This is a genomic window from Anaerobiospirillum sp. NML120511 (genome assembly GCF_023050955.1).
Lineage (GTDB): Bacteria > Pseudomonadota > Gammaproteobacteria > Enterobacterales > Succinivibrionaceae > Anaerobiospirillum.
Genome location: NZ_JALKIK010000028.1, coordinates 1 through 12,821 on the forward strand (window position 1 = coordinate 1; position 12,821 = coordinate 12,821).

The window sequence follows — 12,821 nt, forward strand, 5'->3', positions numbered from 1 at the left end:
AAGAACAAGAAGACTCTTGAGCGCGAGGCGGCTATGGCTGCTGCTGGTGAGGTATCGTCAGCTGCAGGGGTATTCTCTGAGTCTGACAAGCCTCGCAGAGGCCGTCCTAAAGGCAGCAAGAACAAGAGGACTCTTGAGCGCGAGGCTGCTATGGCTGCTGCTGGTAAGGTATCGTCAGCTGCAGGGGCATTCTCCGAGTCTGACAAGCCTCGCAGAGGTCGTCCTAAAGGCAGCAAGAACAAGAAGACGCTTGAACGAGAGGCGGCTATGGCTGCAGCAGTAGTAGACTCGTTAGACATTAGCAATCCATCAGTCTGACACGCTACGTAGAAGTTAAGCTCAAAACAGCCTCACTAAAGATGATTTACGATCATTCGTATTAGTGAGGACATGCAAAACTGAGAGGTAACGTATTATGAAAAGTTTTCTTTAACTGTTCCAATTAAGGTTGTCGATCCCACCACATAAAGCTATTACATATTTAGATTTATAGATTAAATTTATTCTATTATTTTAGAAAAATAGATCTGGGGTGGGACAAAAAATTTCAAAATTAGCGTATACAGTATCTATAGAAGCGAGAATAAAAATATAAAGGCAGAAATTTCTCCTTCAGACGAGGCTTTTGATGCGTTCTGTGCTGAATATTGCCTTAGCAGGGGCGCCAAACTGGAAACTCCTTTCTGACAAAATGACTGACCTTTGACATGCTCCGGCATATTCAGGCATGAATGTCAGAATCAAAGAGGCAAATCACTGCATGCATACTGGACATATTGGATAAGGGAATATCAGGAACAATAGGCCCCTGTAGCCAGGCATATGAGGCACGCATAGTGCCTTTGGCCAGGCATATCCCCTTGTACCGTCTTACACAAAGAGCATGCGACCATCTCAAAATAAGAGTAGTCCTTACTCCCCCCAGGTCTTAACGGCCGTGGACTTTATTACAGCTCCTGCATGAAAGGGCACATAAGCCCCGCAACATGCAGGAGCTGTCTTTTCTGGAGCTGGCCATATCACCCTGGCTGTGCCAATGACCAGCTTCATGGCAATGGCAAAAGTCATGGCCAGCCCGGCTGCCCCTGCAGTGGAGCTGTAAGGGGACAGGCACCGTAATATGCGGCTGTGTGCGGTCGGTACTTGCATTCTGTATGAGTACAGGATAATTTGTTGGTAATAACCGACTGGCTGTCCTGAGGAGTCTACATGCTGGTATTGAATGATTATCCTTATGCTATTTTCCCTAATCCGGCCCGTTTGCCGGAACTGCCTGAGGAGCTGCTGACTGATGGTCAGAACTACTATGAGCGTCTCAGGCAGAGGGCTGCGCCTGAGCTGATGGATGTGTTTGAACACCGTCCTGACCTTATGTATGTCCTGTCCATGTCAGAGTTCGTGGCCAAGACTCTCATTCAGTATCCGCGTGAGTGTGCTCAGCTGATTTCTCAGGGAGCGCTTGATGATCCTGCCTTTTCCCTTGATCCTGGAGATGCTGTTAATGAGGCAATTGTTGCCGGTCTGAGCGACATTGAGCTCAAGAAGCGTCTTCGTGTGCTGCGTCGCTGCCGCATGGTTATCATTGCCTGGCGTGATCTGACCGGTGCAGCAGAGATTGAGGAGGTATTCGTTTCTCTGTCCAATCTTGCCGAGTGCATAGTAGACCGTACTGTAGAGGTAGTGCGCGAGACTCTCAAGCCTGCCTTTGGCGATGCCTTTGACAAGGAAGGCAAGCAGATGCCTCTGCTTATACTGGGTATGGGTAAACTGGGCGGCGGTGAGCTCAACTTCTCCTCAGACATTGATCTGATGTGCTGTTACCCTTATGACGGCCAGACCGAGGGCGGCTCACGCTCCATCACCTTCCAGGAATACTTCACCAAGGTAGTTCAGCGCCTTTCCAATCTGTTAAGTGAAGTTACTGCTGACTCTTTCTGCTACCGTATCGATCTGCGACTGCGTCCTTTTGGCGATGCCGGTCCGCTTGTGTCATCATTTGATGCTCTTTCTGTCTACTATGAAACTCAGGGGCGTACCTGGGAGCGTTATGCTCTGGTAAAAGCCAAGCTCATTGGTGACTATCACCGCTGGGGTGATTACGGTGATGAGCTCATTGAACTGCTTCGTCCTTTTGTGTACCGCCGTTACCTTGACTACGGTGCCATTGAGTCCCTGCGCAAGCTCAAGCGCATGATTGAATCTGAGGTGCGCCGCCGTAATCTTGGCGATAACTTCAAGCTCGGTTCAGGTGGCATTCGTGAGATTGAGTTTATTGCCCAGGTGTTTGAGCTGATGCGCGGTGGCCGTATCCCTGAGATGGTTGAGCGCAGTCTGCGCCGTACTTTGCGCAATATCAGCAAGCTGCAGCTGCTGCCTGATGAGGTCTGCGTTCGTCTTGATGAGTGCTATATCTACCTGCGCCGTCTGGAAAACATTACCCAGATGCTTGCTGACAAGCAGACTCAGACTCTGCCAGTTTCCCCTAAGGATCAGATGCGTGTTGCCATAGGCATGTGCAAGGGCAGCTTTGAGGAGCTTACCGAGGAGCTGGGTCGTATCAGAGATATGGTTCATCAGGAGTTTGTCTCCATCATGCGCGACAGCGATGATGACCGGGAGGCTCAGCTGGCTGAAAGCGCAGAGCTTTGGGAGTCAAGCCTCAATGCTGATGAGCTTGAACCTGTGCTGGTTCCATTCATGGCAGAGCCTGGTATGCCAGAGAGCAGCAGTGAAGGTCGTGCCACTTCCTCAAGGACTACTAATGCTCATGCTCTGGCTCAGGGCATTATTAACCTGCACCACACTCTCAACCGTATGCCGGTAGGACCTAAAGGCCGTGATACCCTGGTAAGACTGATGCCTAAGATCATCAAGGGTGTTGCACGCTACAAGGATGCTCCGGCTCTGTTTAACAAGGTATCACTGCTGATTGAAAAGGTAGCCCTGCGTACCACCTATCTGCAGCTGCTGGTAGAAAATGATGGTACCCGTGAGAAGCTGCTTAACCTGCTCAACGGCAACAACTTCGCCGGTGCGCTCATAAGTGCCTATCCTATTTTGCTCGATGAGCTGATTGCTCCACGCTATTTCACCTCACCGCCTCATACAGCCGAATACATGGGATGGCTCAATGAGCGCCTGCTGCGCATTGATCCCGAGGACCTTGAGGAGCAGATGGAGGAGCTGCGTCTGTTCAAGAAGACCATGGTGCTTCGCATTGCCATGTCCGATCAGTCACAGTCTCTGCCTCTGATGAAGATTTCTGATGCCCTTACCTGGCTTGCTGAGGCTATCCTTAAGGAAATTGCTCTGCTGTCATGGCGTCAGACTGAGAAGAAATTCGGTACTCCTGAGGGCAAGGACGCCAGTGATCCGGGCTATGCAATTATTGCCTATGGCAAGCTCGGCGGTATTGAGCTTGGTTACAAGTCCGATCTGGACATGGTATTTATCCGTGACGTTAATGACGGCATGACCACGGGTGATAACCCTGTATCTGCAGCCATGTTCTATCAGCGACTTGTACAGCGCTTTATGCATCTGTGCACCACCCGTATGTCTGGTGGTGTGATTTACGAGCTGGATATGCGTCTGCGTCCTGATGGCGACTCAGGCCTGCTGATGACTGATCTCGAAGCCTATGAAAACTATCAGCTCAACCGTGCCTGGACGTGGGAACATCAGGCTCTGGTACGCGCCCGTCCTGTAGCCGGTTCTCCTAATGTTATTGAGGCCTTTAACCGTATTCGTGATCAGGTACTGCGCACCAGGCGTGATGAGGTAAAGCTCAGTGACGATGTATACGCCATGCGTATGAAGATGCGCAATTACCTTGATCGCAGCTCAGATAAGCTCTTCGATCTCAAGCAGGGACGCGGCGGAATGGTTGATATTGAGTTTATCGCTCAGTACCTGTTGCTGCGTGAGGCTCCAAACCATGCTGACATGGTGCTGTGGTCAGATAATGTACGTATTTTTGATGAGTGTGCCCGTCTTGGCATTCTTACCGAAGATACTACTGTAAAGCTCAAGCAGGCCTATCTTGCCATTCGTGAGTGTTACCACCGCGTCAGCCTTGCTGACCTGCCTCGCATTGTGGCCATTGAGGACCGCCCTGAGGCCTGCGAGGATGTGGCAGTAATCTTTGATGAAATCTTCAAGGACGCAGCCGCCCGCTTTGTACCGCCTCACTACGGCAAGGCTAACGCCCTGCCACCAGGCACTTTATAAAGTACAAAATAACACCATCATCAGCCCAGCTCTGCCACTGCCAGCATGAGCAGGCAGTATCAGTGTGCGTTGCAGCATAAGCAGAAGTATAAGCACCAGCAATAAGCATAAGCATAAGCACCAGCATGAGCATAAGCATAAGCAACAGCATCATCATCCTGAATCTGATACCTGAGCTTAGCAGTCTCGTGTATTGCCTTGATTACAAGGCAGTACATATGCCCAGCAGTGTGCTCAACAAAGACTGACAGTCCAGTCGCATTGCTGCGCAGCAGGCCCAGCCTAAGTGGCAGCAGCATGCCAGTCAGTTATGGCAGAGCAGAGCAAATAAAGAACAAAGGCCAGATACGCTTACCGTGTCCGGCCTTTATTTTTCTCTGAGGATGCAGCGAATCAGGAAAAGCAATTATCTGAAACAATTTCCGCAGCACAGCGTTGCATGGCACCGCCTGAATGGCACATATCTCGCCTCGAACATTTTCCACGGCGCCATATAATAACTAAAACGAGAAGTACAACAATATATGCTACATGACCCCTGGCCCATGGTTTTTTTCTTGTCTGCCGGATTTCTAATGCATACTCCTGTCATTAACACCAACGATAAAGATTGACTCAAAATTGTCATGAAAAAGACGATATTAAAGGAGAAGAAAGCAAATCCTTGCAAGAATGATATGTAAGGCAAGACTGGCAAGGCCATGCCTGGTCCAGCCAGTAATCCCAGATAAGGCTATGCTGTAGCTGTCTATTACTTAGACCTGATGCTTGAGTGCAGAAAATAAGTGACAGACTGCTCAGCTTAGAGCAGCTAATTCTGAAGAAGACAATCTGGTACCGGCCAGCGCCGCTAACCATGCACTGACGGCAGTAAGGCTGCCAGTCAGCGCAGCTAACCTTGCGCTGATGGCAGTAATGCTGCCAGTCATCGCAGCTAACCTTGCACTGACGGTAGTAAGGCTGCCAGTCAGCGCCGCTAACAATGCACCTACGGCAGTGAGGCTGCCGGTCAGCGCAGCTAACCTTGCGCTGATGGCAGTAAGGTTGCCGACCAGCGCAGCTAACCTTGCTCTGACCGAAAGTTAAGGCTCCCGGGAAGGGACGCTCACATTCGCCACTCCGTAAAACTGCAAAAGTACGGACCTTTCCCGGAGTTATGTTATAGGAAGCCCGGTCTTGCGGATCCGGGCTACATGACGGGGCATGTAGCCCCGCCAGCAGTTTATGTAACTCATTTGAATGTCTGATGTGCATGCGCACCGATCTCTCCAGGGACTGTATTTCACAGAAGTTCTGTGACCCAGCCCGGATCTCGATCATGGCATGCACATGAGCGCCTGCGATCAAAGGCGCTTTCAGACAGGAGATCTGACCGGCACAGCTCTATCTGTGCTTTGCCGGTCAGATCAGGCAAATCATATGGCTTTACCAATGCTTGCAGATAGCCGTTTAAGCAGTAAAAGCTGGTAAGCCTGCTAAGCCTGTTTGCAAAGACAGCCATAATCCTTCTCTGATAAAACACAGGCCAGGATAAGGACTGTCTGGGTCATACTCAGCTCAGCTTGCGGCTATATTTGGCTGTTTAGGGAGACCTGGTCCCCTGAAGGAGAGTTATTTATCTAACCTTCAGTTTTTGCCAGCCAATATTTCAGGTGTTTCAGAAAAAGATGCAGGAGTTTGTCTCTCTGCATTATCGGCAATTTAACAGTAATGCCGAAAGGCAAGCTACTTTCAGGGCCTGCCAATTGCTCTGCAGCATGGCAGCATGCACTACACAGCTGATGCGACACTGTCATACCGGATTGAGTATTGCTGTTGTCCTGTAATAAAGGACGCCTCAACAGAGCAGGGGCACAGCATACTGCAGACGTAAGCGCGTTAATAACTAAGACGCAGAGCAAATTTGATTAGCAATCAAATGTTCCAGATCCTGCTGTTTCTCAGATGCATCAGAAAGGACCAGCCAGTCTGTGCTTCTGTCTCTCCTTATAAGTCCTGGTAAAGACCGGCCTAACTCTGCAGTCTTCTGGACCATGTAACACAGGTGTTGTAATGCTCCGGAGCATTGATGGACAGCAGATAACGGTGTGGTAAAAGCTGCTGCCTGTATTAAGTATAACGATGCAGGGGCTTTATCCTTTAACCAATTACGTATGAATATCCCTCATGGGGCATAAGCTCTGACATGCCTTAAAAACCATTAAACAGGCTGTTTGTGGCACGTGCTCGTCACGATAAAACCACACTGAATGCCTTGCATTTTTGTGCATCTTTAAAAAATTATGCTAATGCTCTGTAACTGCAACTCCCCGCATAAACGGCAAATAAAAGGGGATTATGTATGTAAAGTCCTTATAAATCAGGATGTAAATAAGATGTAAATAGATACCGAAGAGACATGATTATGAATATATATGCATTATTTATCAAAACTATGAGATAGATCACACTTTATCGGGAACTCATATTTGCATATATGGAGCAAAAATCCAGCTTTATTATCAGATCATGCTAATTTGTATGTATTTCAAAAAACACGAAATACACATGCCAGACAGGCTCAACAGCCATGCATGCAGACTGCTCTAACATAACCCAGCACTATTCTTATTCTTAAATACTCTGTCTAAGCCACAACAACCATCACCACAACCATGAGAGCGCTCATGGCTGCTGTTACAGTCATAGGCTCGAGCAACGAGTTCCAGAACGGCGTCGTTACCGGCTGAGGCATAGCATGTGCAAATACGGCAAAGCCGTCGTGCTAACAGGTGACACAATGGCTGGCAAAGCTATGAGCCTGTAAAACGGTATGACATACCTGGTAACATAAATGTGCTTCGAGCAGCAAACATGAACAAAGCACCGTCTTATTTGGATTTCACAGGTGAAAGCGTTACGCGTTACAAAACAATTTGTTTGTTGCAATTATCGTGTTTATTATTGCTTTATAAAACAAAAAGGCTCACAACCATAAGGAAGTGAGCCTTTTCAAATTCAGTGTCGGCCGCAGGCCATGTGGATATTAGCCGAGCAGGGAAAGACCGAGCTGTGGACGGGTATTAGCCTGCATAAGCATGGAGGAAGCAGCCTGCTGAATAATTGACTGCTGTGACAGATTGGCTGATTCTTCGGCAAAATCTGCATCGCGAATTCTGCTGCGGGCGTCTGCCTGGTTGGCAGAAACGTTTGCCTGGTTGCGAATTGAGCTCTCCAGTCTGTTCTGCATTGCACCTAGTCCAGCGCGGGCTGAATCTACAGCTGCAATCATTTTATCCATTCCAGAAATGGCATCTGCGATATTGCCTGATGCTGTAAAAACAATACCTTTAGCTGCAGACCAGAACTTTTTGAGGTCATTATCAGCAACACCACCAACCTTTGCGATCTGAGAGAACTTCATTGCATTGATTTCAAAGCTGATGGTATCGCCCTTGTTAGCACCGACCTGCAAAGTCATCTTACCAACTGAATTTACACCACCTTGGTTACCGCCGCCACCCTTGGTCATTACGCCGTAGGCGCCGTCGAGGATCTGGCCACCGCCAAATGTTGTCTGCTGAGCAATACGGGTAATCTCTGTTGCCAGAGCTGTAGCTTCTTTCTGCAGGGCCTTGCGGTCGTCAGCAGTATTGGTGCCGTTGTTAGCCTGGACAGCCAGAGTACGAATCTTCTGGAGCATGCCAGTCATTTCGTCCATGGCGCCTTCGATGGTCTGAGCAAGAGCAATACCGTCAGAGGCATTGCGGTTACCCTGGTTAAGGCCGTTAATCTGAGTTGTCAGACGGCTGCTGATTTGTAAGCCGGCTGCATCGTCTTTGGCACTGTTAATTCTCAGACCAGAGGAGAGTCTCTGGTATGTAGTAGTCAGCTGATTCTGGACATTATTAAGGTATCTGCGTCCGTTAAGAGAGCTTACATTGGTATTTACATATACTGCCATAATCTGGACCTCTGATTTAATACCTCAGCATAAATAAGCCATCTTAACACTGCTGGGGTCTGCATGGGAATAAGCGGTTTCTTATCACTTGTATTCAAGTTAACGCCTGTACAGTTAATTGGTTGATGCGCTGAAATGTTTAGCAAAAAATCTGTGATACAGAGCGCATGCATACGTTATTTATAGATACATAGATCCGGTGTGCGAAAGGCTGGGGCAGTACAGGATGATGTGTGGGGATGTGTACTGGAGCCTGGTCAGGTTGAGCTGGTGTGCCCTGACATCTTTCAAACATGAACAAAAGGATTATTTCCGCAAGGAAATAAGCCTTTTGCGTTGCTGTTCTGCTTATGGCTGGTTTATCGGCCGTAGTAGAAGTAGCGATCGTCCAGGTTGAGGGTTGGCTGAGGCAGGCCGTACTGAATGTGGGCCTGGCCATAAGGGTTATTCATTACGGGACCAACGTCAAGTGGACAGCGGTAGGCACGGCCTGACAGGGCAACACCCACATCGACGCTCAGGCGGTTGAGCAGCTGGCCATAGGCATAGGTCTCTACAAGATGGCTGGCGCCCAATTTGGCAGCTTTAAGCTTGAGGTCATAGCGGGCATTTTCAATGGTCATGCGTGGAGGGGTATCTACATTTCCCAGAAAGGCGCAGCCACGTACTTCATATGGCAGGGCGGTGATAACTCCAAATGCCATGGCCTCGTCATAGGCCGAGGAGCATCCATTGAGCAGTGGCGCGCAGGCAACGGCCGCTGCCAGAGCGGTAGCGGAGCTCAGTTTGCTGATTCGGGAAAGCCTCATAAGCAACCTCAGTATGGTCAAAAAAACGGTTTATTCTCTAAAGACAGGGCCCCTGTTTTCGCCGTATCTGCAAATACGGCAGTTAATATGAAAGCAGGTCAGCAGGACTGTCGGGCACGTGTTGTTCTCTCAATAAAATGAGGCTTGTGCAATGTTAAGCATTTATGGTCTCTCTCTCCTGAGACTGCGCACGTGCGTGATGGCCATTATACAGCCTTGTTATCAAGGCTAAACAGGTGCATCACTGCCACTGGCCAATAATGAAGACCTCGTCACAAAGGGGGATCAAAGCTGTGCACTGTAGTGACGCGCAAAAGGGGCAGATAAAGCCAGAGCGGGCGGATTATTCGGAGGCTTCGTTGATTGACGTTTTTTCAGCCTGATGTGGACTGTGAAGGGATGGAGGTTGTTGCAGCAGCGTTTCATGGATGGGATCTGTGTGTTTTGTGCTTTGGCGACAACAGGGGCGGCTGGATGCAGAGCGTGAGTATATGGGGGATTAGAGCTGGGCAGGATTTATGATGCTTGCCTATTTTGGGTGATTGGAGCGGGGCAGGGTGGAGGATGATGCGGCGGCAGCGTCTGGTGGGGCTGACGCTGCCGTCTGGCGGCTGGGCAGCATGGCGGCTGCGTTTGCAGCTGCCGCTGCTGCCCGTGGAGGGCTTATTCGATGTCAGGGTAGCGGGATGGCTCGCCTTCTGGAGTGGTCTTAAAGCGGCGGTGCATCCACAGGTACTGGGCAGGGTCTGACATGATCATCTGCTCGATAACCTTGTTGGCGCGTGCTGTGTCAGCAACAGGGTCGTCTGTTGGGAAGTTTTCCAGAGGATCAAGTACGCGCAGACGGTAACCGTTCTTTTCACGTACCAGCCAGAATGGCTGAACCTTAACATCCTTAATACGGGCAAGGTCGTGCAGACCGGTTACAGTACAGGCCTTGTCAACACCAAAGAAAGGCACGAATACGGAGCTGCTGCGGCCATAGTCCTGATCAGGGGCATACCAGATGGGATAGCCTTTCATTACTGCCTTGACCATTGAGCGCACGTCAGTACGGTCTACCAGAGCAAGATTGGCGCGCAGACGGCCATTGACCTGAATGAACTCCCAGACAGGGTGGTCGGAGCTGCGGTAAACACCAATACCTGGTTTGATAGCCATGGCATAGAGGCGGGCTCCAATTTCCAGGGTAACCATATGGCAGGTAAAGGCAATGGTACGGGTATTGGCCTCACCAAGCTCACGGGCTTTTTTGAGCTCGTTTTCATCAATGATGAGCAGACGGCGCAGGCGCCAGTCGGGCCAGAACCATGCAATACCTGTTTCAAAAGCGGCTATGCTGGTGTTTTCAAAGATACGTTTTTGCAGCTCGGCACGCTCCTCATCGCTTTTTTCCGGGAATGCCAGTTTGAGATTGGTTGAAACCACATAGCGGCGGGACTTGAAGAAGCGGTGCATGAGTTTGCCAATCAGGCGTCCTGTTGCCAGTATGCAGCGGTAAGGCAGCAGATTGACGATGAGGTAAAGAGTAATAATGGCGGCCCATGAGCCCCAGAAAGCAGGTCGTAGCAGGTCCCAGGTAAAAGGTATTCCTTCAGTCACACCCGTGCCCCAGGAAATATTACGCTGGGTGTTACGGTGTTGTCGGGAACGCTCTTCAAAGGATTTATGAAGCTTGATTTTCCTTGCCATCTGTTTTGAAAATTCCTGCTTAGCTTTGGTATAGCCCGAGTTGTTGCCGCAGATCTGCTCACAGCAGCGCAGGCTGCAGCAAGTGATACGAGTTGAGTTTAATGTTCAGAGGAACAGTGAACAGAGAATCTTTGCAGACATGAGTTTCAGTACCTGGGATCCTGACAGTGCTTGAACGCAGCTCAATTGGGCATTGTGAATTGTGGCATTGATTTGCCTTGCACTGCCGGCCTGATAAGTCCTGAAGCCATGAACAGTCATTAAGTTGCTGACGTACGCTGGCCTGGCCTGGCCTGGCCTGTCTTGTCCTGGCCGGCTGTGGCCGTGTATGGCCTTGCCTTGTATAGCATGGACTGTAGTGGCCTGGCAGGGCTGGCCTTGCATGGCCAGGACTGGCAGAAGCATTGGTGTGACTGTCAGCTGTCAGAGCTGAGAAAAACGGCAGTGGATGACTGGATATGATTTGCTGCTCAGGCAGGTGTTTGATAACAGGGCCCAATGGACTTGATGTCCGTAACTATGACCTCTGTAGCCCGGCAAAGGCCCCAGTTCCATCATTTTAAAGAATAGCACATCAATGCCCCTGTCATTAAACACTTACATCCATTTTGAATGTTTGTGTATGGTTACTTGTGCTCTAAGAGCTAAAAATAAGCCCGGCAGTGCCGGGCATGGTTGCAGTACTGTTTGTCATATCTGGACCAGGGATCAGAGCAATAATCAGGGGCTGTGGCTTGTGATTGCATGTATGGCCAGTGGCAGGTATCTGGTACAGCGCGAATCTGGCTGATAAGTTCAGACTTTTTAAGCGCTTTTGGGGGCCTGACATCTGTGTGATGGACCAGGTGGCAAATGCTGTTATCAGGCTCCAGTTATGTTGAGTACGCTGTCGCGGCGTACCAGGGAGACGTCCATACGATGAGGGGCCTCTACAGTTTCATTGCTGTAGAGCTTGATGGTACGCAGCACGGCTTCCTCGGCCATTTTGATAATAGGGTTATCGACTGTAGTCAGGGCCGGCCACATGCTGTAGCTCAGATAGAGGTTATCAAATCCGGTAATACTGATATCTCCAGGTACTTTCAGTCCCTGGGAGTAGAAGTAAGGTATGGCACCTGCTGCCATTACATCGCTATAGCAGGCAATGGCAGTGAAGTCTTTGCCCGGGGTGCAGCGCTTGAGCAGCTCTCTTGCAGCCTGAGTACCGCCCTCAAGTGATGGAGGGGCTGAAAACACCAGGCCTGGATTGAAGTTTATGCCATTGGCCGTAAGGGTATCGACATAGCCCTGCAGACGCTCTCTGGCGTCAAGAATCTCGTGCTCTGAGTTGAAGAAAGCAATCTTGCGGTGACCGTTGGCTATAAGCTCATTTACGGCCATGCGCTCACCCTCGTAATTGTCTGTGTTCAGACAGCGGGTTTCGTAGCCAGGAATAACACGGTTAATGAGCACCATGGATGGCATCTGCTCCATGTACATGCTCATTTCATCGTCATCAATGGCCATAGCGTGAACTACAAGGCCTCGGCACTTGTAGGCAATCAGGGATTCAATGGCATTGCGCTCGCGTTCGGCATCGTGATGGCCCTGAGCTACCAGCAGGCTCAGTCCATAAGGCTGGATGGCATCATCAGATGCCTTGATGGCAGTAGCAAAGTAGGGATCGGCAACGTCTGAGACCACCATGCCGATAGTACGATAATCGCGCTGAGCCAGAGCTCTGGCATTGGCGTTAGGGTGGAAATTGAGCTCACGCTGAGCCTGAAGCACAGCTTCACGAACTGAAGGGCTTACCCTTGGGGAATTGTTGATAACACGCGAGACGCTGGCAATAGAAACATTAGCCTTCCTGGCTACATCACGAATGGTTGACATATAACTCAACTCCATCAATCCTGTCAGCGCCCATCTCACCGCTGATTTGTGGCGCTATTGCCTGAGCCATGATCTGCATAGATCATTACAGGCCGCATTCTTTATGCGCTAAGGCCGGCCTTACAGCAGGCAGCAAAAACTCTGCCCGGACAGCTTCCTGGTGTTTATGAGGTTTCAGTTAAGCCTCTATCAGCTCCCGGCAGATAAAACCATATTTGTTCTTTACCATGCCTGCCTTTGTGTGCAGGCGTCATGGGCATCTTCACGCAGCT

At 49.8% G+C, this 12,821-nt stretch carries 6 protein-coding genes; 2 read left to right on the forward strand and 4 right to left on the reverse strand.

Features of this window, described 5'->3' with window-relative positions:
* On the forward strand, positions 1-318 hold a 318-nt coding region (locus tag MXE39_RS08545), incomplete at its 5' end, for a hypothetical protein (RefSeq protein WP_247073985.1).
* A gap of 891 nt (positions 319-1,209) precedes the next feature.
* Positions 1,210-4,230, forward strand: coding sequence for a bifunctional [glutamate--ammonia ligase]-adenylyl-L-tyrosine phosphorylase/[glutamate--ammonia-ligase] adenylyltransferase (gene glnE, locus MXE39_RS08550; RefSeq protein WP_246978267.1), 3,021 nt, complete (start codon positions 1,210-1,212; stop codon positions 4,228-4,230).
* Between the two features lie 3,025 nt (positions 4,231-7,255).
* On the opposite strand, the gene MXE39_RS08555 is transcribed toward glnE, so the two are convergent.
* From MXE39_RS08555 to MXE39_RS08570, 4 genes are all read right to left on the reverse strand, one after another.
* Positions 7,256-8,173 (reverse strand): flagellin, encoded by a 918-nt coding sequence (locus tag MXE39_RS08555; protein WP_246978266.1) that lies wholly within the window; start codon positions 8,171-8,173, stop codon positions 7,256-7,258.
* Positions 8,174-8,532: 359 nt separating this feature from the next.
* Complete coding sequence (locus MXE39_RS08560) at positions 8,533-8,982, reverse strand: DUF4156 domain-containing protein (RefSeq protein WP_246978265.1); 450 nt, start codon at positions 8,980-8,982, stop codon at positions 8,533-8,535.
* A gap of 663 nt (positions 8,983-9,645) precedes the next feature.
* Positions 9,646-10,674 carry an LpxL/LpxP family Kdo(2)-lipid IV(A) lauroyl/palmitoleoyl acyltransferase gene (gene lpxL, locus MXE39_RS08565; protein ID WP_246978264.1) on the reverse strand — a complete coding sequence of 343 codons (1,029 nt, stop codon included), beginning with the start codon at positions 10,672-10,674 and terminating at the stop codon, positions 9,646-9,648.
* Positions 10,675-11,535: 861 nt separating this feature from the next.
* Positions 11,536-12,549: a substrate-binding domain-containing protein gene (locus MXE39_RS08570; RefSeq protein WP_246978263.1), complete on the reverse strand. Its 1,014-nt coding sequence runs from the start codon at positions 12,547-12,549 to the stop codon at positions 11,536-11,538.
* Positions 12,550-12,821 lie beyond the last annotated feature (272 nt).

What these genes read in the sequence shown, in the direction of transcription:
- MXE39_RS08560 (WP_246978265.1), bottom strand. Translation starts at nt 8,982, where the DNA reads ATGAGGCTTTCCCGAATCAGCAAACTGAGCTCCGCTACCGCTCTGGCA.
- glnE (WP_246978267.1), top strand. Translation starts at nt 1,210, where the DNA reads ATGCTGGTATTGAATGATTATCCTTATGCTATTTTCCCTAATCCGGCC.
- MXE39_RS08570 (WP_246978263.1), bottom strand. Translation starts at nt 12,549, where the DNA reads ATGTCAACCATTCGTGATGTAGCCAGGAAGGCTAATGTTTCTATTGCC.
- lpxL (WP_246978264.1), bottom strand. Translation starts at nt 10,674, where the DNA reads ATGGCAAGGAAAATCAAGCTTCATAAATCCTTTGAAGAGCGTTCCCGA.
- MXE39_RS08555 (WP_246978266.1), bottom strand. Translation starts at nt 8,173, where the DNA reads ATGGCAGTATATGTAAATACCAATGTAAGCTCTCTTAACGGACGCAGA.